This is a genomic window from Nocardia sp. NPDC003963, from assembly GCF_053605105.1.
In genome coordinates this window covers 742,670-767,231 of sequence record NZ_JBSGIP010000001.1, presented here as the reverse complement: position 1 = coordinate 767,231, position 24,562 = coordinate 742,670, and the positions used below count along the sequence as shown (strand labels likewise).

Here is a 24,562-nt window from a genome sequence, read left to right as displayed (position 1 = left end):
GCGTCTACGGTCCGGCCCGCTCTTCGCGCGGCCCGGTATCCTCTCTCCGCAGCTCGATCCACCCCTCCTGCAGCGGTGCGGTCGCGGCGGCCATCGTCGGCTTCGTTTCGGCCATCAGTGGCCCGACCTCTCTGGCGCCCAGAATATCCCCGGGCCAGTTCTCGCCGGTGATCTTGCCGTGGGTGCGTACTTCCATGAGCCGGTCGAGTGCGCCGTCGACAGCCTTATCGCTCAGACCAGTGTCGCGCAGGGCGGTCCGCAGCCCGTCCAAATCGACCGCTCGCACACTGTCCAGGACCTCCGCGCCGAGCTCCCTGTGCCGAAATTCTTTGACGAAATCGGAACGAATGCCGTATCGAGGATCGGGCGATTCGGGAAACGAGAACGCGTGGTCGATGGCGACGATCTCCCCGTCGCGGCCGGTTCGGTAGTTGTTCCAGTGGCGGTCGGTATTGCCGATGACATAGTCGAGAACAGCCATCTGCTCGCGCTGCACCTGCGGGTACTCCTTGTTCGGACGTACCCAGTCCGCATATATGGCGTCTCGTTCCTTGCCCGACGACGAGTTCTCCCACGCCTTCATGGCGTTTTTCTTGTCTGCTGCCGTGCGCCGACTCCACGCTGCCAAGGCATGGCCGGGTGACGAGAGAATCCATACCTGATTCGACCCGGGACCGTATGGCCCCTTCTCGACGACCGTGGTGGGTGGAATGCGGCCGAATCCCAGCGCCTCGTCCACTCGGTAGGCAGCATTCTCCCGGGCCGCGTGCTGCCCGAAACCACGAGGGATCCCGTAGCGCCACGGAAGACCGGACCTGGCGTCGACCAGATTCTCCAGATAGGAGGGTTTGTAGACAGTGCGAGCGCCGCCGAGGGAGCGGCCCATGAAGCTGGAGCTGAAACCCTCGTTGATCCGCATCGGCTTGTCGAGACTCAAGGTTTGCAGCGCACGCTCCACGGCGCTCGGCTGGTACGCCCGCTCGACCGCATGTGTACCGCGCCGTTCGGCCCCGGAAAGCAGCTCCGCATTACGAAGGCCGTGCACGAATCGGCTGTACCTGTTCACAACAGCCCCGGCCACCTGATCTGCCAAACCGTCGGTGATCCGGTGAAGCGCTTCGGAAATTCTGCTGCTCAGTCGGATCTCCTGACGTACCCCGCGCCCCGGCGCTACTTCGAGCCACAATCTACTCCTGGGAGAGCAACCGTCCCGCCTCGGCGGCCAGCGCCGCCAATTGCCGCGCCTGCCGGCCGGTATCGATGGCCGGGCGACCGGAACCTATCCGGGTGGACAGCGATAACGCCGCCACGGTGACACCCCGGCGGCGTACCGGTACCGCCACGCAGCCGATACCGGCGACGGCTTCCTCGTTGTCGACGGCGATACCCTGCCGGCTGCGGATACGCGCCAACTCCCGGTGCAGTTCCAGCCGATCGCCGATAGTGCGCGGGGTCAGCCGGGGAAGTTGTTCACGCAGCGATGTTTCCACCACACCGGGGTCCAGGCTCGCCAGCAATGCCTTACCCAGGGCGGTGCTGTGCGCCGGGAGCCGGCCACCGACCCGGGTCGGCACCGCCGCGCTCTGCCGGCCACCGGTTTTGTCCAGATAAACGACATCGCGGCCGTCCAGGACCCCCAGATGCCCGACCGACAGGGTGCGCTGGCACAGCTCGTGCAGCAGTGGTCCGATCACCGCGCGCAGTTCGTTGTGGCCCGCGGCCAGCCCGCCCAGTTCCAGGGCGCGCAGACCCAGCCGATAACCGCCCGGATAGTGGGCCAGCCAGCGCAATCTGATCATCTGGTCCAGGATGCGGTGGACCGTGGACCGCGGCAATCCCGTGCGCTCCACCAGATCCTGCAGTGTGAGCACGGGCGTCGCCGGCTCGAACGCGTCCAGGATCAATGTCATTCGCTCGATCATCGACACCGGTGGTGCGGGCCGGGCCGGGGGTTGCGTACCCCGCCACGACCCGCCCGGCTCCGGGTCGGCCAGCACCTCGACCGTCAAGACTTACCTCCATCGTGCAGCTCGGCCAGCATATGCGCAGCGAACCGAACGCTAATGACGATGCCCCTTTCGGTACCTGTGCAAACCATCACAGGCCGTCAGCTCGGCATGAACGGCGCATTGAAGACACTGCACAGCCACCGCCCGTCGACGAGTTCCATCACCGCGGACACCGACAGCTCCCGGGTCGTCTCCGCCTCGCCCGGCACCTGGTTGAGCGTGGTGAGCTGTACCTGGACCTCGGCGCGGGTATCGCCTTCCGCCATGGTCGCCGCGCAGCGGGAGTCTCCGGCCCGGGAACGCTCCGGATCCGAGGAGATCAGCACCCGGGCCATCGGCAGGACGGTCGCGGCCTGGCTCTTCCACTGCCCGGTGGCGCCGGCCTGTACCTTCTGCTCCCAGCCCGCCGGATCGTCGTAGTCGTAGCTGGCGACCAGTGCGGTGTACTCGCACGCGGCCTGTTCGGCCGCGGCTTTCGCGTTCGACGGTGGCGGTGCGGCGCGCGCGCCGTCTCCCGTACGTAGGGCGATGGTCAGCCAGGCGGCCACGCCGGCGATCGCGACCACGACGACAGCGCCCAGCGCCGTGAGCAGGCGCCGACGCGAACGCCGCGGCCCGGCCGGAGGTACCGGTGCGGGGGACGCCGTGGCGGGTGCGGCGAACACGGCGGGCATCGTCACCGCGGGTTCGATGAGCGCGCGGCGGGCGGCCAGCGCCAATTCACCACAGCCGGCGAACCGTTCGTGCGGGTTCTTCGCCATGGCTCGGGCGACGACACCGTCGAATCCGGACGGTAACCGCGGATCCACCGTCGAGGGCCGCGGTACCGGGGCATTGAGATGGGCGTTGATGAGCGCGCCGGTGGTGGTGGCCGGATACGGCAGCTGCCCGGTCAGCATGTAGTAGAGGGTGCAGCCGAGCGAGTACACATCGGCGCGGCGGTCGATATCGGGGCGCATCTCGAACTGTTCCGGCGCCGCGTAATGGAAACTCGCGTACAGCTCCCCGGTGCGAGTAAGCCCGTCGGTGCGGTCCAGCGCCTTGGCGATACCGAAATCGGAGAGGTACACCTGCCGCTGTTCGCCCCAGGCCAGCAGGATGTTGGCGGGTTTCACATCCCGGTGCAGCACTCCGGCCGCATGGGCGTGGTCGAGTGCGCGCGCGGTCTCCTCGAGGATCCGTACCGCGTGATCGGAACGGACCGGGCCGCGCCGCAGTACCGCCGCCACATCGGTGCCCTCGATGTACTGGATCGCCATCCACAATCGGCCCTGTTCCTCACCGCGGGCGTAGACGGCGACGATATTCGGATGCGACAGTCGCGCCGCGGTATCGGCCTCGCGCAGGAACCGGGCCCGGATATCGCGATCGTCACCGGCGATCGGGGTCAGCAGCTTCAGCGCGACGGGACGCGGCAGATCGCGGTCACGTGCGAGGTAGACCTCGCCCATTCCCCCGGCGCCCAGCAGACGTTCGATGTGATAGCCGGCGAAGACCTGTCCGGGTTCGAGTCCGTTCTTCACGCGCTGCGCAGTCCGGGCCATCCGTAGGCCTGGGGTCCGGACGCCGGCCCGGCCCGGCCGACCGGGGGCTGTTCCCGCTGCGGTGCCGCGGGTCCGCCCGCCGCGGGCTGCTGGAGACCGTGTTCGCGCCGGAACTCGTCCATATCCATCCAGCGGACCTGCTGGACGAGCTCCTCGAGTTGATCGGCGGGCAGGTAGCCGGACTGCGAGTACACCAGCGTCCCCTCCCGGAACGCCATGACCCACGGATACCGGTCCACCTGTCCGGCGGCGGCGAGCGCGGGTTCGGCCTCGGCTTCCACGGTGGCGTGCACGATATCGCGGTGCGCCTGCGCGGATTCCTCGAAAACCGGCGCGAACCGGGTGCACCAGCCGCACCAGGTCGCCCAGAAGTCCACCAGCACTATGTGATTGGTGGCCACCACCGTCTGGAAGTTCTGCTGCGTCAGTGGTGTCGTCGGCATGGTCGTCCTCCTGCGGCCCGACCCCGGACCGCCCCGCGTGCGTATTCACCCCGTCCGGAATCCTCGCACGAACGGGCTCCGGCCGCCGGGCGATGAGCACATGCCCCGGCCACCGATATCCGGCAGCCTACGCGCCGGGAGCCCGCCCGAGCAGCCCGGTCGCATGCCCGTGCGGCGGCCCCGGGCAACGCGCACCCGCAACTGGGACGATAACGTGTTCTCATGAGCGAAAACGAGGCCGGGAACGTCCTCCCCGACGCCGACCATCACGAAGGCGGATTCCGGCCCATGTCGGAATTGATGGACGCGGTCCGCACTGTCGACACCAGCCGCGGCGGCCCGCACTACGGCGATTTCGTGGAACAGGTGCGCACGCTCATGGACCGGGCCCGGCTGACGGTGCCGCCAGACGAACTGGTGCAGGAAGCGGCCGGCATCCTGGAGAAGCTGAACGATCGGCTGGCGACCTATGTCGGCGAGGAATGGGACGCACCCGGCTGGACCCGCTTCGATCTGCCGTCGCGCGGCAATGTGACGCTGCCCCCGTACCACGTGGATCGGGTGGACCGCGACGGCGTGGACGCCCGGATCACCTATCGGACCTTCCACCTCGGCGGGAACGCGGCCGCCCACGGCGGCTACATCTCGCTCGGGTTCGACGATCTGATGGGATTGGCGGGGTCGGCGCATTCCGGTTCGGTCACCCGGACAGCCTCGCTCACGGTGGATTACCGATCGATCACACCCTTGAACAAGGAGTTGAAACTGCGCGCCTGGGCGGAACGCCAGGAGGGCCGCAAGGTGTGGATCAAGGCCACGCTGCATGACGGGGACCGGCTGTGCGCCGAGGCCAACGGCCTGTTCATCGTATTGAAGCCCGGCCAGCCCTGACCGCGGCGCCGGCCGCGTCCAGGATGAACCGACACGGATATGGGACCGGCTTCGGTGTCAGACCAGCGCCGGTCGGCGTGGCAGGTTTCGAGCGTAGTAGGCGGCCTCGTACTCGGCTGGAGACCGGTAGTCCAGCCGCGAATGTAAACGGGCATGGTCTCCGACCGAGCCGATCGACGGTGTAACACTCTGGTGGAAAAGCTGGGCAGACCAGCGGCTACCTCATACCCAAAACAGGCTGGTCAGCGCGCCGTAGGCGCGCTGACCAGCCTGAGACCACATCGGCGGATCCAGGCTCGACCTACGGCTGTGCCCGCACTGGCGCGTCAACCTCTGCAGGCTTACCCGAACCATCGGAATCCCCACCGCCACGCAGCTTCCGGACCATCATCACTACGATCGGCCACCACACAATCACCGCGATGATCGCGTAAACGATTCTAGCGAACCAGGTATCGACCAACCCGCCCAGCGCACCATCACTGATCTGCAGCGCTCGCCGCATCTGCATCTCCGCATTCGGCCCCAGAATGACGCCGATGATCGCGGGTAGCAGCGGCAACCCGAATCTGCGCATGATGAAACCGATTATGCCGATCACCAACAGCAGTACCAAGTCCACCACATCGCCGGACACCGCGTACGCACCGACGCTGGCGAAGAACAGAATCCCCGCGTAGAGGTACGGCCGCGGGATACGCAGCAGCTTCGCCCATACCGGAGCCAGCGGCAGATTCAGCACCAGCAGTAGGACGGTGCCGATGAACAGGCTCGCGATGAGCGTCCACACCAGCTCCGATTCCCGTTGGAACAGAAGAGGTCCCGGCTGGATGCCGTACTGCTGGAAGGCCGCCAGCATGACCGCCGCGGTCGCCGTGGTCGGCAAGCCGAGGGTCAGCATGGTGGTCAGCGTGCCCGCCGCCGATGCGCTCGCGGTCGACTCCGGGCCGGCTACGCCTTCGATCGCCCCCTTGCCCCACTCGTCCTTGTGCTCGGACAGCCGCTTTTCGATCGCATACGACAGGAACGTCGGGATCTCCGCACCGCCCGCCGGCACCGCGCCGAACGGGAATCCGATGAAAGGCCCCCTCGACCAAGCCTTCCAGGAACGGTCGAAGTCTTTGCGACTCAACCAGGCTCGGCCCACCGGAATCGCCGTGCCCGGGCGACGGCGCAGATGCGCGGCCACCCACAGGGCCTCGCCGACCGCGAAAAGCCCTACGGCGACGATGACTACGTCGATCCCGTCGGCCAGCTGCAGCGACCCGAAGGTCAGCCGCTGCTGGCCGGTGATCGGGTCCAGCCCGATCAGTCCGAGCGTCAAACCGATTCCGAGCGACGCGAATCCGCGGACCCGCGAGCTGCCGAGCACCGAGGTGACAGCGATGAACGCCAGCAACATGATCGCGAAGTAGTCGGGTGCGCCGATATCCACCGCGAACTTCGCCACCAAAGGCGCGGTCAGCACCAACAGTGCGGTGCCCGCGATACCGCCGACGAAGTGGCCGATCGCCGCGGTCGCCAGTGCTTGCGCGCCCCGGCCCCGTTTGGCCATCGGATGACCCTCGATCGCGGTGACCACCGCGGCGGTTTCGCCCGGGGTGTTCAGCAGAATAGAGGTGGTCGACCCGCCGAACATGCCGCCGTAGTAGATACCGGCGAACATGATGAACGCGCCCGTCGGCTCCACGCTGTAAGTGATGGGCAGCAACAACGCCACCGCCATCGCGGGCCCGATGCCGGGCAGCACACCGATCGCGGTGCCCAGCAGCACACCCACCGCGGCCAGCAGCAGATGCATCGGGGTGAGGGCAGTGCCGAAGCCCGCCATCAAATTGGTCAACGCGTCCACTTCAGAGGACTCCTTCCAAAGGTCCCCCGGGCAACGTGACGCCCAGCAGTTCGCCGAACACCACGTAGGTCAGCAGGGCCAGCGCCACTGCGATGAGTGGGTCGCGCACCCAGTGCCTGCTGCCCAGCGCGAACGCCGCACCCCAGAACAGGAGCGTGCCCGCGATCGGGAACCCGACGATGTCGATCAGCACGATGTTCGCGACGAACACCCCGACCAGCAAGGCAACGGTTCGCCATTCGGGTGGCGTGGCCAGGTCGACGTCCTCGCCGCCTTCGGCGTCACCGCGGCCACCGCGCAGCACATCGACGGCCAGCGCGACGGCGACGAGCGCCAGCAACGCGCCGACCACAAACGGCATCGCCATCGGCCCGACCGGGCCGCGCTGGGTGAAGCTGGTCGACATCCGCATAGCGTCGATGATCACCACGGCGCCCGCGCAGGCGAGCAAGACGGCGACGACCAATTCGGAGCGGCCCTGGAACCAGCCGGCGGCACCGGTGCGCGGTTCCGGCCCGCCGCACTCCGGACCGCCGACGTTCGCATCCGAGTCGCCGGACTCCGGGGCTGTCGAACTCATGCCAGCCCCAGATCCTTCAGCACCGCGCCGCACTGGTCGGTCTGCTGCCGAATGAAGGTGCCGAACTCCGCGCCGGACAGGAAGGCGTCGCCCCAGCCGTTGGTGCGGACCGCTTCCTTCCATTCCGCGGAATCGTGCATCTCGGTGTACGCGTCGATCAGGGTCTTGCGCTGTTCGTCACTGATGCCGGGCGGTGCGACCACGCCACGCCAGTTGGTGAACTCCACATCGATGCCGGCCTCTTTCAAGGTCGGCGCGGTCACACCGTCGATGCGCTCGGGCCCGGTCACCGCGAGCACACGTAGTTCACCGGCCTGGATCTGGTCCAGGTATTCGCCGACGCCCGAGACGCCGAACGCGATCTTGTTGCCGAGCACCGAGGCCAGCAGCTCACCGCCGCCGTCGAACGGTACGTAGTTGACCGCCTTCGGCTCGATGCCGATGGCCTTGGCTACCAGCATCGGTGCCAGGTGATCCGGGCCACCGGGCGCGGAACCGCCGCCGACCGGGACCGCGCCCGGGTTCGCCTTCCAATCCGCGACCAGCTGGTCGATGGAGGTGTACTCGGAGTTCTTGGAGACCACGATGATGTCGGGCTCGTCGATGAGCCGCGCGATCGGCGTGGTGTCGGTCAGCTCGGAGGGCGACTTGTTGGTGTACACGCTGCCCACGACACCCAGGCCCATCTGCATGACCAGTTTGCCGTTGCCCTTCTCCCCGACCAGCCGGCCCAGGCCTACAGTGCCGCCGGCGCCGGGCAGGTTGAAGACCTCGACCGAGCGGGCGATTCCGGCGTCTTCCATAACTTTCGCCGAGGTACGCGCGGTGATGTCGTAGCCGCCGCCGGGCGAATTCGGCACCATGATCCGGACGCCGGACAGCTTGTCGGCCGAACCGCCCGCGCCATTGCAGGCGGTCAGGGCGACGGCCGCGACGACACCGACGACGACAGTCAGCAACTTTTTAGTTTTCACTGGAGATCCTCATCTCTCATCGTTGAGCTGGGGAAAGTGTGAGCTGGCGCACGCCGTCCTGTCTGCTTTGCGTCCACAACGTATGTTGTGGTCATAGTGTTCACGCCGAAAACGACCTATTTCGGCTGTTCAGCGGCGACACTGGCGGCGGGCAGTTTCACAGGAGGTAGGCGTGGGCAAGAAAGGCTCACTGGCGCGGCAGTTGCTTGCCCTGCAGTTGCTGATCGTGTTCGTGCTGCTCGCCTCGGTCGCCGCGGTGGTGGTCGCGCAGGTGAGCGAGACGTTCCGCAATACCGAGTCGGGGCGGATGCTCGGCATCGCCGAGGACGTCGCCGCCAACCCGAGCCTGCGGGTGTTGCTGGCCGATCCGAAACAGCATCTGCGGCTGGCACCGTTCGCAACCTCCGCGCAGGTCGCCTCCGGCGCCGACGAGGTCGTCATCGCGCGGGCCGACGGCAAGGTACTCACATCGCAGGACCCGTCGGAGATCAACAAGCCGCTGCTGCTCGCCGAATCCACAGTCAGCGAGGGCGGGGCCTGGGTGGGCGAGATCGACGATGCGGTGGTCGCGCATGTGCCGGTGATCGGGCAAGGTGATCATCAGGTCGTCGGCTATGTCGCTGCGAAGCAGGAGCAGCCCGCGATCTGGCAGATCCTCACCGAATCATTCCCTGGACTGCTCAGCCTGCTCGGGATCGCCACCGCGGTCGGCGTCGCCGGATCGCTGTCGCTGTCCTGGCGGGTGAAGGGGCAGACCTTCGGGTTGGAGCCCGCCGAGATCGCGGCGCTCGTCGAAAACCGCGAGGCCATGCTGCACGGAGTCCATGAGGGGGTGGTCGGTTTGGACCGGCAATGTCGGGTCACCCTCGTCAACGATCAAGCCAAGGATCTGCTGACACTGGGTGATGTGGTCGGGCACAGCGTGTACGAACTCGGGCTCAATGAGCGCCTGCTCGACGTGTTCACCGGCAAAGCCGAGGGCACCAACCTGATCGGCCTGCGCCGCGACAAAGTCCTGGTGATGAACCGGACTCCGATCCAGTGGAATCAGCGCACGCTGGGCGCCGTTGTAACACTGCGGGACCGGACCGAGCTGGTGCGGTTGCAGGATAAGCTCACCGAGAACCGCAATACCGCGGACACTTTGCGCGCCCAGGCACACGAGTTCAGTAACCGGCTGCACACCATTGCCGGGTTGATCGAACTCGGCGAGTACGACGAGGTCGCTCGCTACATCACGCGGGTCAGCGCCAGCCGCGATCAATGGCAGGCCGAGGTGACCGCGCGGATCGCTGATCCCTCAGTGGCCGCCCTACTCATCGCGAGGTCGAGCCTCGCCGCCGAACAGAGTGTGGGACTGCGGCTTTCGACCACCAGCTCGTTGCCGGAGCTGGACGCCGGACTGTCCGGCGACCTCGTCACCGTGGTCGGGAATCTGGTCGAGAACGCCCTCGACGCGCTGTCCGGTCCCGGCTGGATCGAAGTCGACCTCCGAGTGCTGGATTCCGCTGTGCACGTGGTGGTCCGGGATTCCGGCCCCGGCGTCGCCCCTGAACTCGCAAGCGAGGTCTTCCGTCACGGCTTCACCACCAAAGCCGCCGCGGGCGGTCAGCGCGGGCTCGGCCTGGCCATCACCCGTCAGGCCTGCGTCCGGCGCGGCGGCACCGTCTCGGTACACAACGCCGACGGCGCGGTCTTCACCGCGACCTTGCCCATGGAGGTTCACACATGATCCGGGTCCTGGTAGTCGACGACGATTTCATGGTCGCCAAGGTGCACAGCGGATACGTCAACAAGACACCGGGTTTCACCGTGGCCTCCATCGCGCGCACCGGCGCCGAAGCACTCCGCCTGATCGGCGACCTGCAACCCGACCTGGTCTTGCTCGACATCTATCTCCCCGACCTGGACGGCCTCGCCGTCCTGCGCGGCATCCGCGAAACGGCCGAAGCCACCGACGTGATCGTCATCAGCGCCGCCGACGATGTGAACACCATCCGCACCGCCATGCGCGGCGGCGTCCTGCACTACCTCATCAAACCCTTCACCTACGGCGCTCTCTACGACCAACTCCAGCACTTCGCTGCCCTGCACACCAGACTCGGCGAGCTCTTCCGCGCCGCCCAATCCGACGTCGACCAAGTCTTCGCCGGACGCCCCCGCACCTCGCTCGCCCTCCCCAAGGGTCTTACCGCCCAAACCGCCCTCCTTGTCGAAACCGTTCTCCGCACGAACGATTCCGACCTTTCCGCCCAAGAATGCGCCGACGCCACCGCGTTGAGCCGCGTCAGCGCGCGCCGGTACCTGGAACATTTCGCCGAAACCGGCAGCGCGGAGGTGCGATTGCGCTACGGCGGAACCGGCCGCCCCGAGCGCCGCTACCGCTGGGTCGGCACCTGACCGTGGGACTGCCGGAACAACTCTCCTGCAGTTGACCGGTGACGGTGGCCTGCCGGCACGGTCGACCGAGCTGGTCGTCGAGTCCGCGCTCGAAGGCGAGATGGACGACCACCTCGGCTATGCCGAGAACCATCGCGACCGTCACCGACCGGGTGCTCGACGGCATGGGCGGATGGCAGAACCGTCCTCTGGACGGAGAGTATCCGGTCGTGTTCATCGACTCCATCCATGTGCGGATCCGGGACAGGCAGGTCGCCGACCCGAGCTCGACGAGATATTCGCGTTCACGCCGGTCGGCCCGGGGTGACGGCCCCGGAACGATCGCGCGTCGTGAAGTGGCGGGCCGGGTGAACCGCTCCCGACACATCGGTGCCTACTTCCGGTCACCGCCCGGATAGTGCTCCGCGAGATACGGCGCGAATGCCGCGTCCACCTCGTCGGGGCTCAGGCCGAAATCGGCGAGTGAATATTTGTGCGCGGGCCGCGCGGCGCCCGAGGTGGACTCACCGTGCAGCGCGGACATCCGGGCCCGGGCCGCGTCGGTGTACTCGATTCCGAAATGCGTGTAGATCTTCTCGACGGTGCCGATCGGGTCCGTCACGAAATCCTCGTAGTACACATCGCAGAACTGGGCCGCCGGATGCTTCTTCCGGTCTTCCAGGAAGGTCTTCGCGCCACGCGACCACAGTTCGAGTTGCGCGGCACCCACGACGGGCCCGCGGAACTTCTCCGACCAGCCCGCCGTCGCCTGTTCGTTCAGGCTGCACACCGACGCGACGATGGTGCGTGGAACCCGGTGCATCTGGATCACCAGCGCGTCCGGATACACGGCGAGCAGCGCGTCCAGCGCGAACAGATGGCTCGGGTTCTTCAGCACCCAGCGGCGACCGGGATCGTTCGCACCGATCAGCTGCAGATTCCGGCGGTGCCGTGCGTAGGCGGGCGTCCAGTCCTGATCGCGCAGCCATTCGGAATAGCGGGGCAGATACCCCAGGCATTCGTAGGAGATCGACATCGCCGACTGCCGCAGCAGCTGCCAGCACTCCTCCACCTGATCGGCGGAGATATGGTGCACGCCCATGAATTCGGGATGCTCCACATGATGTTTCTCGTACCCGGCCTGCAACTGCTGGAACACCGGGTTCTGCGCCCAGGTCTCCCGCGGCGGGCGGGGCTGGGGCATCTCGGTCAGCCACATCTCCAGACCCTGATGCCCGGGGTCGGCGGTGAGCAGGCGGTGCACCGCCGTGGTGCCCGATCGCGGTAGACCCGTGACGAAGATCGGGCGCTCGATCGCGATATCGGCGTGCTGCGGATACTGCTTCCAACCGGCCTCGCTCAGCGCTCGGGCGATCAGGGCACCGCGCAGCAGGGCCCGAGTGACCTTGTTGCCGAACGGAGTGAGCTCGGCATCGTGTTCATAGGAATCCAGCAGCACCGACAATCCGGCGCGGTAGTCGTCGGCACCGAAATCGTCCAGGCCGATGACCTTGGTGGCGGAGGCGTGCAGATCGTCGATGGTCCCGACGTCATCCCTGCCGATCATTTCTCGTTACTCCTCAGTGGTGGAATTCGCCGCAGTTCACATCGAGACAGGTACCGGTGATCGCCCGCGACATCTCGGAGGCGAAGAAGACGACGGCGTCGGCGATCTCGTCGGGTTCGGGCAGGCGGCGCAGGTCGATATCGGCGGCCGTCTCGGTGTAGATATCGTCCGCGCTCACCCCGCGCTCGTTCGCCAGATAGTCGAAATACCATTTCAGGGTGTCGGCCCAGATCCAGCCCGGCGCTACGGAATTGACCCGGATCCCGCGCGGGCCCAGTTCGGTGGCCAGGCTCTGCGCGAGCGCGAGCAGGGTGGTCTTGGCCATCTTGTAGGGGCCGTAGGGCAGGCGCGAATGCCGCAGTACCGCCGAATTGATCATCACCACCGATCCGTTGCTCTCGGCGAGCGCGGGGGCGAACAGGCGGGTCAACCGCAGCGCGGCGAACACATTCGTTTCCAGGGTGGTCCGCAGATCGTCGAAGGCCACGTCGGCGAGGCCGACCATCGGGGGCATGGCGAAAGCATTGTTCACCAGCGCGTCGATCCGTCCGAACTCCGCGACGGCGGCACCGACGAGATTCCCGGCCGCATCGTCGTCGGTGATATCGGTGGGCACCACCAGGGCGCGGCGGCCGAGTTCCTCGATCTGGGCGGCGACCTTGCGCAGCCGCTTCTCGGTGCGCGAGGCCAGCACCACATCGGCACCGGCGCGCGCACTCTGCACCGCGATGGCCTGCCCCAGCCCCGGGCCGATGCCCGAGACCACGACGACCTTGTCCCGCAACAGCATCAGCCGAGCATCCTCTCGGCCACCGCGGCCTGCCGGCCCGCGATCCGTGCCCTCCAGTCGGGCTGGGTGATCCGCGACTCCTTGTAATAGGGCAGCCGATCCGGCAGTTCGTCGAAGGACACCAGTTCGACCGCAGGCCCGTCCTCGGGTGTCATCTCACGGGCCAGCCGCTGCCAGCGGAACTGCAGATAGGCGCGTTCGTGTCCGGTGCGTTCGATCCAGTTGATCAGGCCCGGATCACGTTCGCTGATGACCAGCCGGATCATGCCGTCCGGATCGACGTTCGCCTGATCGGCGTTGAGGCTGGTCTGGTGGTTGATGTAGTCCAGCGACAGGTACCACATGCTGCCGAGCTGGAAGCCCTGGTAGGGCGCGTCGGATTTCGGGACGGTCAGGATCATCACCTGGTCGTCGGTGAGGTCGTAGTGGCCGACCGAGGAGAACTGGGTGGACAGCCCACCCGGCGTGCGCCGCGGTTCGGTCATGGTGTTGACCGGCAGGTTCAGATAGAACCATTCCGGGAAGGCGAGGAAGGTCTTCAACCGGGACACCAGCATCTTGCCCGCGACCTCGTAGCGTTTCGCCATCAGGTCGGAGGTGATCGCGGGCGGGGCCGAGCCCACGGTCTCGACTCGGCTGATGCGGACGGTGCCCGCTTTCTCGTTCGCCCAGTCACCGTAGACCTCGCGCACCGCCAGCATGGTGGAGTCGGCGGCGAGCTGGATATGGTTGCGCCCGCCCGGCCCCGGGCCCAGGGTCAGTTCGTAGTTGCCGTCGGCGGCGATATCGATGGAGCGGTCGTCGAAGGCGGTTTCCCCGCCGGGGACCTCGGTCGGCGAATAGTTGCCGTTGAGGACCTGAAAGCTGAGGTCACGGGTGGTGCCGCGAGTCCCGGTGACCACGTATTCGGCATCGGGGCGCAGATTCGCGTGCCAGTAGAGGGTGTCCGGGTTGTCCAGTCCCATCTTGGTGTAGGGGCCGGTGGACTGGACGAAGAACGGGAAGTCCCGTTCGAAGGCCCACGACATCTGGATGGCGGCGCGGATACTGCCCGCCAGGTAGTCGTAGCCCTCGGCGAGATCCTGTTCGGTGCGGATATGCGGGGCATTTCTGATGATTTCCTCGGCGGCGGCGATCGAGTCCGCGAACGGCTGGGTCAGCACGATACTCCCGGTGTTCCATATATGTACCGCCCTGGTACATTGCGATACCGAGAAGATTAGAACCTGTTCTAGGAGCGGTCAATGTCAGCAGGAATATCGGAGGTCCGTGAAGTCGGCCGGCGCTCCGCTCCCACCCAGCGGGTCGTCCAGGTACTCGATTACGTCGTCGCCCGGCGCGGCCGCCGCACCGGACTCTCCGAAATGGCCCGTGAACTGGGTATCGCCAAACCCACCTGCCTGGGCATCCTGACCGAACTCGCCGCGGCCGGCTATCTGACCCGCGATCCACGGACCCGCGAATACGGCCCCGGCCCGGCCCTCATCGCCGCCGGCCGGGTGGCCCAGGAGAGTTTCTCCATCGCGGCACTCGCGCATCCCGAGCTGGAACGCCTGAGCGCGGTGTACGGCACCACCTGCACCGCCTCGGCCGTGGTCGGCGAGCGGATCAGCGTTCTGGACAGCGCCGGCCCGGCGATGGTGCAGGTCGGCGCCACCTACCGCTTCGCGCCGCCGGTCGGGCTCATGTATGTGCTCTGGGATACCGAAGCCGCCTTCGACGCGTGGCTGAACACCGCGCCGACCGTTCCGCTGCGCCAGGACGAGGCGCTGCTGCGCCGGATCATGGCCGAATGCCGGGACCGCGGCTACCTGGTGGAGAGCATGACCGGCGCGGGCCGGCAGCTGTACTCGCTACTGGCCGGGGTGGCCGGGCACGAATTACCCGAACAGCTGCGCACCGCGGTCGCCGAACTGGTCACCACCCTCGGCGAACGGGTCTATCTGGGCTCCGACCTGCGGCCGCGCAAGGAGCATCCGGTGAGCCTGCTGGCCGCGCCGACCTACGACACCGACGGCCGCCAGCAACTGGTGCTCACCATGTACGTCGGCAAACCGATCACCGGGGCCGAAATCGCCCGCCGGGGCACCGCCCTGGTGGCCGCGGCCGACGCGGTGACCGCCGCGGCGGGCGGACGCCCGCCGAGAAACCGTTGACCGCACATAGAAACGTGTTCTAGTTTTTAGGCGTGAGCCAGCACACGAAGTCGGCGGCGAGTACATACGAGCTCTCGCATCAGGCCGCACTCGAGGCCGAATCCGTCCATATCCTCCGGGAGGTGGCCGCAACCTTCGAACGTCCAGTCCTGCTGTTCTCCGGCGGCAAGGACTCCGTGGTGATGCTGCATCTGGCCACCAAGGCGTTCTGGCCGGCCCCGGTCCCGTTCCCGATCCTGCACATCGATACCGGGCACAACTTCGACGAGGTGATCGACTATCGCGACGCGGCCGTCGCTAAGTACGGATTACGCCTGCTCGTCGGCCGGGTCCAGGACGATATCGACGCCGGTCGCGTCACCGAGGACACCGGTCCCCGGGCCAGCCGCAACCGGTTGCAGACCGCCACCCTGCTGCGCTCGCTGCGCGAGGGCCGGTTCGACGCGGTCTTCGGCGGTGCCCGGCGCGACGAGGAGAAGGCGCGGGCCAAGGAGCGGGTCTTCAGCTTCCGCGACGAGTACGGGCAGTGGGACCCGCGCCGGCAGCGCCCCGAACTGTGGAATCTCTACAACGGCAAACATCGCCCGGGCGAACATATCCGGGTTTTCCCGCTGTCCAACTGGACCGAACTCGATATCTGGACCTATATCGCGAGCGAGGGCATCGAACTGCCGTCGCTGTACTACGCGCACCGCCGCCCGGTGGTGCAGCGCGACGGCATGCTGCTGGCGCACACCCGGTTCCTGACCCTGCTCGACGGCGAGGAACCGCAGGAGGCGCTGGTGCGTTTCCGCACCGTCGGCGATGCCACCTGCACCGGCTGTGTGGAATCCACCGCCGCCGCCCCCGCCGAGGTCGTCGAGGAAGTCGCGACCGCGCGGGTCACCGAACGGGGCGCGACCCGCGCCGACGACCGGATCTCCGAGGCCGGGATGGAAGACCGTAAACGAGAGGGCTACTTCTGATGAGCACCCTGCTGCGCCTGGCCACCGCGGGCAGCGTCGACGACGGTAAGTCCACGCTGATCGGACGGCTCCTCTTCGATTCCAAAACCCTGTTCACCGATCAGCTCGACGCGGTGGAACGCACCAGCCGTGAACGCGGCCAGGACTACCCCGATCTCGCGCTGCTCACCGACGGCCTGCGCGCCGAACGCGAGCAGGGCATCACCATCGATGTCGCGCACCGCTATTTCGCCACACCGCGACGCAAATTCATCATCGCCGATACCCCGGGGCATGTGCAGTACACCCGGAACATGGTCACCGGCGCCTCCACCGCGGATCTCGCGCTGATCCTGGTGGATGCCCGGTACGGCGTGGTCGAGCAGACCCGGCGGCACGCGTTCCTGGCCTCGCTGCTGGGCGTCCCGCACCTGGTGCTGTGTGTCAACAAGATGGATCTGGTGGGCTACTCGGCGCAACGGTTCGCCGAGATCCGTGACGAATTCGCCGGTTTCGCCTCGCGCCTGCAGATCGCCGATCTGACCTTCATCCCGATGTCGGCGCTGCACGGCGACAATATCGTGCACCGCAGCGCCACCATGGACTGGTACGAAGGCACCCCGCTGCTGCACCATCTCGAAGAAGTGCATATCGCATCGGACCGCAATCTCATCGACGCCCGGCTCCCGGTCCAGTACGTGATCCGCAGCCACACACCGGATTTCCGTGGCTACGCGGGCACCATCGCCAGCGGTGTCTGGTCCCCGGGCGACGAGATCACCGTGCTCCCTTCGGGTCTCACCACCACCGTCACCGGGATCTGGGGCCCCGGCGGGGACCCGCTCGACCAGGCATTCCCGCCGCAGGCGGTGACCGTCGGGCTCGCCGATCAGCTCGATATCGGCCGCGGCGATATGCTCTGCCGCCCCGCCAACCGGCCGCAGGTCAGCCGGGATCTGGACACGATGGTCTGCTGGTTCAGCGATGAGGCCGAGCTGCGGCCCGGAGCCTCCTACACAGTCCGGCACACCACGCGCAGTGTGCCCGCGCAGATCCGCGCGCTGGACTACCGGCTCGACGTGAACACCCTGCACCGGGACGAGAACGCGCCCGCACTGTCGCTCAACGAGATCGGCCGGGTGCAGTTGCGCACCCGGCAGCCGCTGCAGTTCGACCCCTACCGACGCAACCGCACCACGGGTAGTTTCCTGCTGGTCGACGACGTGACCGGCGATACGGTGGGCGCCGGGATGATCACCGGGCCCAGCCTGCCCTCCTCGCGGGTGGTCTGGCATGCGAGCGCGGTCGAACGATCCGAACGCGCGACCCGCGGTCTGACCGTCTGGCTCACCGGACTGTCGGGGTCCGGAAAATCGTCGGTGGCGGTGGAGCTCGAGCGGCGGCTGGTCGCCGCCGGGCGCCCGGCATTCCTGCTCGACGGCGACAACCTGCGCCACGGTCTCAACAACGACCTGGGTTTCAGCGCGGCCGATCGCACCGAGAACATCCGCCGGGTGGGCGAGGTCGCGCGGCTGTTCGCCGAATCCGGGACCGTCGCCATCGTCTCGCTCATCAGCCCCTACCGGGCCGATCGCGACCGAGCCCGCGCCACCCACGACACCGCCGGAATCTCGTTCGTCGAGGTCTTCGTGGACACCCCGCTCGAGGTGTGCGAGGCCCGGGACCCCAAAGGGCTCTACGCGAAGGCCCGTGCCGGGGAAGTCCGCGGCTTCACCGGTATCGACGATCCCTACGAGGCACCGACCGCCCCGGCGCTGGTGCTCCGTCCGGAAGACGGTGATCCGGCCGCGATGGCCGCGGCGATCCTGGCGTTGCTCGCCCACGAGGACAATGCCTGACGGAGATGGTTCGAACACCGGCGAGTGCCGCGACGGAAACCCCGCCGCCGACGGCATTCGCCGGTGCCATCTCGCGACGACGGTCATTCGACCGTCAGCAGCGTCCCGCCCGATACATCGGCGATCGCCTGTAGCCGTTCGACGGGGGCGCCCAGCCGGCTGAGCTGGATCAGGCCCTGGGCCATCACCACGACACCGGCGCAGTGCGCGGAAAAGGTGGCGGCGTCGAGGTCGGTTCCGGAGCGGTTCGCGAGCCCTTCCGCGACCGCGGCTTCCATGGCCGATGTCGTGCGTTCCCCGAGGGCGACGACCTCCGGCATCCGCCGGCCCAGTTGTGCGACGCTGTTGAGCATCAGACAGCCGCGCCGGTCCGGCTGCCCGGCGCAATCGTCGATGATCGCGCGCAGCAGCGTGCGGACCGCGTCACGGGCGGAGCCGGGGGCACCGATGATCACCGCGCGGACGAACCGGGCGCGCCCCTCGCAGTACTGCTCGAAGGCGGCGAGGAACAATCCTCGTTTACTGCCGTACGCGGCGTAGATACTGCCGTTGCCGATTCCGGTCGCCGCCGACACATCCCCCACCGACGTATCGTCGAACCCCCGCGACCAGAACAGTTCCGTGGCCGCTTCCAGGAGGCGCGGCTCGTCGAACTGTCGCGGCCGTCCCATGCGCTCACCGTACCAATCGTGCTGCGAGATCGCCCACATCGCTTGTTCTGGAGGCGTGACTCCAGAATACTCGGACCATGGTGTGTGATGCGGTGGGCTCTGCCCGGAGGCGGATCGGCATTCTCGTCTTCGACGGGGTGAAGGCACTCGATTTCGTGGGCCCCGCCGAGGTGTTCGTCGAGGCCGGCCAGGCCGTATCCGGATACGAGATCGTGCTGATCTCACCCGACGGCAACAGTGTGCAGACCTCCCTGGGCGCGCGCACGGAAGTGAGCGCCGCGGCCGCCCACGCGGGTCGCTTCGACACCGTGATCATCCCCGGCAGCGAACTGCCACCCTCCAGATTCGTCACCCCCGAGGTACTCGCGGCGGCCCGCCGGCTGTCCTGGCACACCCGGCGACTCGCCTCCATCTGCAGCGGCGCCTTCGTCCTGGCCGAACTCGGTGTCCTCGACGGCCGCCGCGCCACGACCCACTGGAAGTACGCGGCGGATCTGGCCCGCCGCTATCCCGCCGCCGTCGTGGAACCCGATGCGATCTTCGTCCGCGACGGCACGCTGTACAGCTCGGCCGGTGTCGCCGCCGGTATCGATCTGGCGCTGGCGATCGTGGAGGAGGACCACGGGGCGGATATCGCCCGGCGGATCGCGCAGCTGATGGTGGTCCCGATGCAGCGCGCGGGCGGCCAATCACAGTTCTCCGCCTCGCTGAGCGGCCCACTCCCCCGTAGCCCGCTGGTACGTAAGGTGGTCGATCTGATCTGCGCGGACCCCGCTTTCCCGCACACCGTCCGGACACTGGCCGACCACGCGCGGGTCAGCGTTCGCCATCTGACGCGACTCTTCCGCGCCGAACTGCAACACTCACCGGCCGAATACGTCGCGTTCATCCGATTCGGCACGGCCCGCGATATGTTGCACGCTGGCCATACGGTCACCGAGGCCGCCATGGCCGCGGGCTACGGCAGCAGCGAGGCCCTGCGCCGCGCATTCGTCGCCCGCCTGGGTATCTCGCCGCGCAAATACCAGCAGCAGTTCCGGTCCACCGGCGCGCTCGCACCCGCCGCGCCGGAGATCACCGCGGCCGCGTCCTGATCGGAGGGTTTCACGGCCGGTAGCGAGGGGCGCGAACCGGGTCGCCGCGGCAAAGCTGGATCCAGCGCACACACCGCGCCGATCCGCACGACAGAGAGAAACCCGATGCCCCTCGCTCCGACCATCGTCCTCGTGCACGGCGCCTTCGCCGATGCCTCCAGCTGGCATCCGGTCATCGAGCGATTGCTCGCCGACGGCTACCGGGTCACCGCCCCGCCGGTGGCCGGACGCAGCCTCGCCGCCGACGCGGCCGGGATCCGCTCCCTCGTCGAACGGATCGAGGGGCCGGTGCTGCTGGCCGGGCACTCCTACGGCGGCGCGGTCATCACGGTCGCCGGAGCGGCCGACAATGTCATCGGCCTGGTCTATGTCTCCGGCTACGCCCTCACCGAGGGGGAGAGCCTCGGGCAGTTGCAGGGCGGTTTCCCGGATTCCGCACTGGCCGCTCATCTCGTCTACACCCCCGCACCCGCCGAGCCCGGCGGCGAACCCGGCACCGATGTGTGGGTGGACCCGGCGGCCTTCCCCGAGGTTTTCGCGGCGGGACTGGATCCCCGCACGGCCGCGACGCTGGCCGTCGCCCAGCGGCCGCTGTCGGCGGCCGCCTTCACCGAGCCCGCCGGTGCCGCGGCCTGGAGAACGAAACCGGGCTGGGGCATCGTCTCCGCGGCCGATCACACCATCAACCCGGATGTCGAACGATTCGGGTACCGCCGCGCCGCCCTGCGCTCGATCGTGGAGATCGACGCACCGCATCTGGTGATGCACACCCACCCCGGCGAGGTGGCCGCCGTCATCACCGGCGCGCTCACCGAACTCGCCTGACCCGCTGTTCCATTCGACAACCCGGAAGGTACATCCACAGTGACCGGAAATCCGCTGAACATCTCGCTCGAACAGGCCGCACAGGAGTTCGTCGACGCGACCTCACAGCCGCCGTTCCTCTACCAGTTGCCGCCCGAGGAGGGACGTAAGGCGGTGGATTCGGTACAGGATTCACCGATCGACAAACCCGAGGTCGCCGAGGAATGGATCACCGTCGAGGGCGGGCCGACGGGTTCGGTGCGGGCCCGGATCGTCACCCCGCCCGACGCGACCGGCCCGCTGCCCGTGATCGTCTACACCCACGGCGCCGGCTGGGTTTTCGGCGACGCCCACACCCACGACCGCCTGGTCCGCGATCTCGCGGTCGGAGTCGGTGCGGCGGTGGTCTTCCCGGAGTACGACCGCTCCCCCGACGTTCGCTATCCCGTCGCCAACGAACAGTCCTATCGCGTCGCCCAGTGGGTACGCGCACACGGCGCGGAGAAGGGTCTCGACCCGGCCCGGATCGCGGTCGCGGGTGATTCGGTAGGCGGCAATATGGCCATCGCGCTGACCCTGATGGCCAAGGAACGCGGCGATATCTCCTTCGTCCAGCAGGTGCTGTTCTACCCGGTCACCGACGCAGCCTTCGATACCGGCTCCTATCGGCAGTTCGCGGAGGGCTACTTCCTCACCCGGGAGGGAATGAAGTGGTTCTGGGACCAGTACACGACCAGCGAGGCCGACCGGGCACAGATCACGGCGTCCCCGCTGCGCGCCACCCGCGAACAACTCGAGGGGCTGCCGCCCGCGCTGGTGATCACCGCCGAGGCCGATGTCCTGCGCGACGAAGGTGAGGCCTTCGCGGGCAAACTCCGGGACGCGGGGGTCCCGGTGACGCAGACCCGCTACGGCGGGATCGTGCACGATTTCGTGATGGTCAACTCGATGCACGGGACGCAGGCCGCCCGGGCCGCGGTCGCCCAGGCCGTCGCAGTCCTGCGCGAGGCCCTGCACACCGACTGACCGGCGCGGTCGCCTCCACAAAGAAGCTCCGTGGCCGCTTCGCCCGTCTCGCACGAAGACAGCGAAGCGGCCACACCCGGCCACGGATCCGGACGGGAGCGAGGGTTCGGCGAACCGGCCACTGTCGGCGACCGATCACCCGAACCCCGGACCGCCGGCGCGAAGCCGCCCAGGACCGAATATGCGGCGACACCGATGGCCCGCGAACTCTACGAGAGTTTGCTGACACTCACGGGATGGGCCGACCGGCACAGTCGAACCATCGCCGCGGCACGGCTGGCCTACGACGACCGGGCCACCCGCTCGGACGGTCCGCCCGGCGCGGCCTGAGCGAACGGCCGCGCACCGGTCCGAACGCACCGACCACCAGGGGCGGGACCGAAGGCATCGTGCCGGACCGGATCGTCGCGCCCGGATTTCCACCGCGGCGCCGGGGCACCGGGTGGCGGCCTCCCGCGGACCTGTGCATCTCGATACCGAGAACGGGCGTGATCACTACTCTGGACCCGTCCGGCGCCGCCGGGGAGGGCGGTGATCCGCAGCTGATCACCACTGCCAGTATTTGATACTCTGACGACAACTTGTACCGAAAGGGTGGTTATGCGGTCTACTCTGCTGTCCCGGCGCGACCTCGAATTCCTGCTCTACGAATGGCTCGATATCGAGAACCTCACCGGGCGGCCGCGTTTCTCCGACCATTCGCGCCAGACCTTCGACGCCGTACTCGAACTGAGCGAACAGCTGGCCACCAGGTACTTCGCCACCCACAACAAGCTCAACGACGCCCACGAACCCAGCTTCGACGGCGAAACGGTCACCATCATCCCGGAGGTCCGCACAGCGCTGACCGCGTTCGCCGACGCCGGCATGATCGGTGCGACCATGGACAACGATCTCGGTGGCGCGCAGCTGCCGGCCGCGGTCGCCCAGGCGGCCTTCGCCTGGTTCCACGCCGCCAATCCCGGGACCAGCGCCTATCCGCTGCTCACCATCGGCAACGCCAATCTGCTCATCGCCCACGCCGGTGCCGAGGTGGTAGAGCGTTTCGTCCCGCCCATGCTCGAGGGTCGCTATTTCGGCACCATGTGCCTGTCCGAACCCCAGGCCGGTTCCTCCCTCGCCGATATCGTCACCCGTGCCGAACCGCGCGACGACGGTAGCTACCGGGTCTTCGGTACCAAGATGTGGATCTCCGGCGGCGATCACGAACTCGGCGAGAACATCGTGCACCTGGTGCTCGCCAAGATCCCGGGCGGCCCGGCGGGCACCCGGGGAATCTCGCTGTTCGTGGTGCCGCGCTACCTGGTGGCCGCGGACGGCTCCCGCGGCGAACGCAACGATGTGGCCCTGGCCGGGCTCAACCACAAGATGGGTTTCCGCGGCACCGTCAACACGGTGCTCAATTTCGGTGAGGGCCGCTGGACGCCCGGTGGCGCCCCCGGCGCGATCGGCTACCTGGTCGGCGAACCGCACCAGGGCCTGAAATACATGTTCCACATGATGAACGAGGCGCGCAGCGGAGTGGGACTGGTCGCCGCGGCGCTCGGCTACACCGGTTACCTCGAATCGCTGGAGTACGCCCGCGACCGTCCACAGGGCCGCACCAAGGGCGCCGCGGATCCCACCGCACCACAGCGTCCCATCATCGAGCACGCGGATGTCCGGCGGATGTTGCTGGCACAGAAGAGCTACGCCGAGGGCGGCCTGGCGCTGGTGCTGTACTGCGCCCGCCTCATCGACGAACAGCACACCGCCGGCACCGACGACGAACGCCGCGCGCTCACCCTGCTGCTGGACATCCTCACCCCGATCGCCAAGAGCTGGCCCTCCCAGTGGTGCCTGACCGCCAACGATCTCGCCATCCAGGTACTCGGCGGCTACGGCTACACCCGGGAGTACAACGTCGAACAGCACTACCGCGACAACCGGCTCAACCCGATCCACGAGGGCACGCACGGTATTCAGGGACTGGATCTGCTGGGCCGCAAAGTGACCCAGCAGTCCGGTGCGAGTCTGCGCGAACTCGATACCAGGATCCGGGCGACCGTCGCCGCCGCACAGGAACTCGGCGGTGAGACCGCCGATCTGGCCGACCGGCTCGACAAGTCCTGGACCCGGTTGGTCACCGTCACCGGCGGCCTGTTCGCCACCGGTGATATCGAGGTGACGCTGGCCAACAGCTCGGTCTATCTGGAGGCGTTCGGCCACCACGTGGTGGCCTGGATCTGGCTGTCGCAGACCGTCGCCGCCCACGGCCGCGACGGTGACTTCTACGCCGGGAAACGACATGCCGCCCGCTATTTCTTCCGGCACGAACTCCCCCGGACGGGCCCGCAACTCGATCTCCTCGCCGATCTCGACACCACGACCCTCGATATGCGCGAGAGCTGGTTCTGATACCGGCGGCGGGCCGCTCCGGCCGAAAAGAACTGGCGCCCGCCGATACGGTGACCGGATGAGCTGGATCGCGCCCCCGGTGAATCTCGTCGATACCGTGCCCAACGGTATGGAACGGCCGATGCTGCAGTCCTGGCTGGACCGCCACCGGCGGATACTGCTGCACCGATGCGCCGGCCTGGACGCCGCACAACTCGCGCACCGCAGTGCGCCCCCGTCGGGACTGTCACTGCACGGTCTGGTGCGGCATCTGGCCGAGGTGGAGCGCGGCTGGCTCCGGATGGCGGCCGCCGGCGAACAGTTGGACTACCTGTACTGTTCGGCCGCCGACCCGGACGGAGATTTCGACAATGTCGAATCCGCCGACCCCGCTGCTGATTTCGCCGTGTACCGGCGGGAGATCGAGCTGGCCGACGCGACGGTGGCCGGTCTCGCGCTCGACCACCGCTGCCGTCATCCCAACGGGACCGAGTACAGCCTGCGCTGGGTGTATCTGCACCTCATCGAGGAATACGCGCGCCACAACGGCCACGCCGATCTGCTGCGCGAACGGATCGACGGCCGCGTGGGCGACTGAGCCGC

Annotated in this window: 23 protein-coding genes and 1 pseudogene; 13 read left to right on the top strand and 11 right to left on the bottom strand. The window is 67.6% G+C overall.

Annotated features, from left to right (window positions below):
- Positions 1-4 precede the first annotated feature (4 nt).
- From ACWEWT_RS03580 to ACWEWT_RS03565, 4 genes are all read right to left on the bottom strand, one after another.
- The gene (locus tag ACWEWT_RS03580; protein ID WP_452555772.1) at positions 5-1,066 is read right to left on the bottom strand and encodes a hypothetical protein; all 1,062 of its coding nucleotides are present in this window, start codon (positions 1,064-1,066) and stop codon (positions 5-7) included.
- Between the two features lie 121 nt (positions 1,067-1,187).
- Positions 1,188-2,009: an IclR family transcriptional regulator gene (locus ACWEWT_RS03575; RefSeq protein WP_452555770.1), complete on the bottom strand. Its 822-nt coding sequence runs from the start codon at positions 2,007-2,009 to the stop codon at positions 1,188-1,190.
- A gap of 98 nt (positions 2,010-2,107) precedes the next feature.
- Positions 2,108-3,553 carry a serine/threonine-protein kinase gene (locus ACWEWT_RS03570; RefSeq protein ID WP_452555768.1) on the bottom strand — a complete coding sequence of 482 codons (1,446 nt, stop codon included), beginning with the start codon at positions 3,551-3,553 and terminating at the stop codon, positions 2,108-2,110.
- Entirely contained in the window at positions 3,529-3,996 is a 468-nt protein-coding gene (locus ACWEWT_RS03565; protein ID WP_452555766.1) for a thioredoxin family protein, read from the bottom strand. The genes ACWEWT_RS03570 and ACWEWT_RS03565 overlap by 25 nt, the downstream gene beginning before the upstream one ends.
- A 222-nt stretch (positions 3,997-4,218) precedes the next feature.
- Here ACWEWT_RS03565 and ACWEWT_RS03560 point away from each other — a divergent pair, with 222 nt between their 5' ends.
- Complete coding sequence (locus ACWEWT_RS03560) at positions 4,219-4,887, top strand: PaaI family thioesterase (protein ID WP_452555764.1); 669 nt, start codon at positions 4,219-4,221, stop codon at positions 4,885-4,887.
- Between the two features lie 301 nt (positions 4,888-5,188).
- Here ACWEWT_RS03560 and ACWEWT_RS03555 read toward each other — a convergent pair whose 3' ends face one another.
- The 3 genes from ACWEWT_RS03555 to ACWEWT_RS03545 are packed head-to-tail and all read right to left on the bottom strand — an operon-like array spanning position 5,189 to position 8,293.
- Positions 5,189-6,739, bottom strand: a complete 1,551-nt coding sequence (locus ACWEWT_RS03555) for a tripartite tricarboxylate transporter permease (RefSeq protein WP_452555762.1) — start codon at positions 6,737-6,739, stop codon at positions 5,189-5,191.
- Between the two features lies 1 nt (position 6,740).
- Positions 6,741-7,319 carry a tripartite tricarboxylate transporter TctB family protein gene (locus ACWEWT_RS03550; RefSeq protein WP_452555760.1) on the bottom strand — a complete coding sequence of 193 codons (579 nt, stop codon included), beginning with the start codon at positions 7,317-7,319 and terminating at the stop codon, positions 6,741-6,743.
- On the bottom strand, positions 7,316-8,293 hold the full coding sequence (locus tag ACWEWT_RS03545; RefSeq protein WP_452555758.1) for a Bug family tripartite tricarboxylate transporter substrate binding protein: 978 nt from the start codon (positions 8,291-8,293) through the stop codon (positions 7,316-7,318). The genes ACWEWT_RS03550 and ACWEWT_RS03545 overlap by 4 nt, the downstream gene beginning before the upstream one ends.
- A gap of 172 nt (positions 8,294-8,465) precedes the next feature.
- Here ACWEWT_RS03545 and ACWEWT_RS03540 point away from each other — a divergent pair, with 172 nt between their 5' ends.
- The 3 genes and pseudogenes from ACWEWT_RS03540 to ACWEWT_RS03530 form a co-directional block, all read left to right on the top strand.
- Positions 8,466-10,025: an ATP-binding protein gene (locus ACWEWT_RS03540; protein WP_452555756.1), complete on the top strand. Its 1,560-nt coding sequence runs from the start codon at positions 8,466-8,468 to the stop codon at positions 10,023-10,025.
- Positions 10,022-10,693 carry a response regulator gene (locus tag ACWEWT_RS03535; protein WP_452555754.1) on the top strand — a complete coding sequence of 224 codons (672 nt, stop codon included), beginning with the start codon at positions 10,022-10,024 and terminating at the stop codon, positions 10,691-10,693. The genes ACWEWT_RS03540 and ACWEWT_RS03535 overlap by 4 nt, the downstream gene beginning before the upstream one ends.
- Positions 10,694-10,718: 25 nt before the next feature.
- A pseudogene (locus ACWEWT_RS03530) lies at positions 10,719-10,953 on the top strand (transposase); the annotation flags it as partial.
- A 113-nt stretch (positions 10,954-11,066) separates the two neighbouring features.
- Here the strand turns inward: ACWEWT_RS03530 and ACWEWT_RS03525 are convergent.
- From ACWEWT_RS03525 to ACWEWT_RS03515, 3 genes are read right to left on the bottom strand one after another with little or no spacing between them, the layout of a single operon-like run.
- The gene (locus tag ACWEWT_RS03525) at positions 11,067-12,239 is read right to left on the bottom strand and encodes a sulfotransferase family protein (protein ID WP_452555753.1); all 1,173 of its coding nucleotides are present in this window, start codon (positions 12,237-12,239) and stop codon (positions 11,067-11,069) included.
- A gap of 13 nt (positions 12,240-12,252) precedes the next feature.
- A complete protein-coding gene (locus ACWEWT_RS03520) occupies positions 12,253-13,029 on the bottom strand; it encodes an SDR family oxidoreductase (protein WP_452555751.1) in 777 nt (258 codons plus the stop codon).
- The gene (locus ACWEWT_RS03515; RefSeq protein ID WP_452555749.1) at positions 13,029-14,192 is read right to left on the bottom strand and encodes a hypothetical protein; all 1,164 of its coding nucleotides are present in this window, start codon (positions 14,190-14,192) and stop codon (positions 13,029-13,031) included. Before ACWEWT_RS03515 ends, ACWEWT_RS03520 begins: the two co-directional genes overlap by 1 nt.
- Before the next feature lie 81 nt (positions 14,193-14,273).
- On the opposite strand from ACWEWT_RS03515, the gene ACWEWT_RS03510 reads away from it, so the two are divergent.
- The 3 genes from ACWEWT_RS03510 to cysC are packed head-to-tail and all read left to right on the top strand — an operon-like array spanning position 14,274 to position 17,988.
- On the top strand, positions 14,274-15,185 hold the full coding sequence (locus ACWEWT_RS03510; protein ID WP_452555747.1) for a helix-turn-helix domain-containing protein: 912 nt from the start codon (positions 14,274-14,276) through the stop codon (positions 15,183-15,185).
- A gap of 32 nt (positions 15,186-15,217) precedes the next feature.
- Entirely contained in the window at positions 15,218-16,150 is a 933-nt protein-coding gene (gene cysD, locus ACWEWT_RS03505; RefSeq protein ID WP_452555745.1) for a sulfate adenylyltransferase subunit CysD, read from the top strand.
- Complete coding sequence (gene cysC, locus ACWEWT_RS03500) at positions 16,150-17,988, top strand: adenylyl-sulfate kinase (RefSeq protein ID WP_452555743.1); 1,839 nt, start codon at positions 16,150-16,152, stop codon at positions 17,986-17,988. The genes cysD and cysC overlap by 1 nt, the downstream gene beginning before the upstream one ends.
- Positions 17,989-18,071: 83 nt before the next feature.
- Here the strand turns inward: cysC and ACWEWT_RS03495 are convergent, their stop codons facing one another.
- Entirely contained in the window at positions 18,072-18,659 is a 588-nt protein-coding gene (locus tag ACWEWT_RS03495) for a TetR/AcrR family transcriptional regulator (RefSeq protein ID WP_452555741.1), read from the bottom strand.
- A 77-nt stretch (positions 18,660-18,736) separates the two neighbouring features.
- On the opposite strand from ACWEWT_RS03495, the gene ACWEWT_RS03490 reads away from it, so the two are divergent.
- From ACWEWT_RS03490 to ACWEWT_RS03465, 6 genes are all read left to right on the top strand, one after another.
- Positions 18,737-19,753 carry a GlxA family transcriptional regulator gene (locus tag ACWEWT_RS03490; RefSeq protein WP_452555739.1) on the top strand — a complete coding sequence of 339 codons (1,017 nt, stop codon included), beginning with the start codon at positions 18,737-18,739 and terminating at the stop codon, positions 19,751-19,753.
- A gap of 105 nt (positions 19,754-19,858) precedes the next feature.
- Positions 19,859-20,578, top strand: coding sequence for an alpha/beta fold hydrolase (locus ACWEWT_RS03485; RefSeq protein WP_452555737.1), 720 nt, complete (start codon positions 19,859-19,861; stop codon positions 20,576-20,578).
- A gap of 39 nt (positions 20,579-20,617) precedes the next feature.
- Positions 20,618-21,583: an alpha/beta hydrolase gene (locus ACWEWT_RS03480; protein ID WP_452555735.1), complete on the top strand. Its 966-nt coding sequence runs from the start codon at positions 20,618-20,620 to the stop codon at positions 21,581-21,583.
- Between the two features lie 30 nt (positions 21,584-21,613).
- Complete coding sequence (locus ACWEWT_RS03475; protein WP_452555733.1) at positions 21,614-21,913, top strand: hypothetical protein; 300 nt, start codon at positions 21,614-21,616, stop codon at positions 21,911-21,913.
- A gap of 270 nt (positions 21,914-22,183) precedes the next feature.
- Positions 22,184-23,980 (top strand): acyl-CoA dehydrogenase, encoded by a 1,797-nt coding sequence (locus tag ACWEWT_RS03470; protein ID WP_452555731.1) that lies wholly within the window; start codon positions 22,184-22,186, stop codon positions 23,978-23,980.
- A gap of 58 nt (positions 23,981-24,038) precedes the next feature.
- Positions 24,039-24,557 carry a DinB family protein gene (locus tag ACWEWT_RS03465; RefSeq protein WP_452555729.1) on the top strand — a complete coding sequence of 173 codons (519 nt, stop codon included), beginning with the start codon at positions 24,039-24,041 and terminating at the stop codon, positions 24,555-24,557.
- Positions 24,558-24,562: the final 5 nt, after the last annotated feature.

Excerpts from the sequence above, each read along its gene's own strand:
- ACWEWT_RS03570 (WP_452555768.1), bottom strand. The coding sequence starts at position 3,553 with ATGGCCCGGACTGCGCAGCGCGTGAAGAACGGACTCGAACCCGGACAG.
- ACWEWT_RS03465 (WP_452555729.1), top strand. The coding sequence starts at position 24,039 with ATGAGCTGGATCGCGCCCCCGGTGAATCTCGTCGATACCGTGCCCAAC.
- ACWEWT_RS03560 (WP_452555764.1), top strand. The coding sequence starts at position 4,219 with ATGAGCGAAAACGAGGCCGGGAACGTCCTCCCCGACGCCGACCATCAC.
- ACWEWT_RS03495 (WP_452555741.1), bottom strand. The coding sequence starts at position 18,659 with ATGGGACGGCCGCGACAGTTCGACGAGCCGCGCCTCCTGGAAGCGGCC.
- ACWEWT_RS03535 (WP_452555754.1), top strand. The coding sequence starts at position 10,022 with ATGATCCGGGTCCTGGTAGTCGACGACGATTTCATGGTCGCCAAGGTG.
- ACWEWT_RS03470 (WP_452555731.1), top strand. The coding sequence starts at position 22,184 with ATGCGGTCTACTCTGCTGTCCCGGCGCGACCTCGAATTCCTGCTCTAC.
- ACWEWT_RS03490 (WP_452555739.1), top strand. The coding sequence starts at position 18,737 with ATGGTGTGTGATGCGGTGGGCTCTGCCCGGAGGCGGATCGGCATTCTC.
- ACWEWT_RS03520 (WP_452555751.1), bottom strand. The coding sequence starts at position 13,029 with ATGCTGTTGCGGGACAAGGTCGTCGTGGTCTCGGGCATCGGCCCGGGG.
- cysC (WP_452555743.1), top strand. The coding sequence starts at position 16,150 with ATGAGCACCCTGCTGCGCCTGGCCACCGCGGGCAGCGTCGACGACGGT.
- ACWEWT_RS03510 (WP_452555747.1), top strand. The coding sequence starts at position 14,274 with ATGTCAGCAGGAATATCGGAGGTCCGTGAAGTCGGCCGGCGCTCCGCT.
- ACWEWT_RS03565 (WP_452555766.1), bottom strand. The coding sequence starts at position 3,996 with ATGCCGACGACACCACTGACGCAGCAGAACTTCCAGACGGTGGTGGCC.
- ACWEWT_RS03550 (WP_452555760.1), bottom strand. The coding sequence starts at position 7,319 with ATGAGTTCGACAGCCCCGGAGTCCGGCGACTCGGATGCGAACGTCGGC.
- ACWEWT_RS03485 (WP_452555737.1), top strand. The coding sequence starts at position 19,859 with ATGCCCCTCGCTCCGACCATCGTCCTCGTGCACGGCGCCTTCGCCGAT.
- ACWEWT_RS03525 (WP_452555753.1), bottom strand. The coding sequence starts at position 12,239 with ATGATCGGCAGGGATGACGTCGGGACCATCGACGATCTGCACGCCTCC.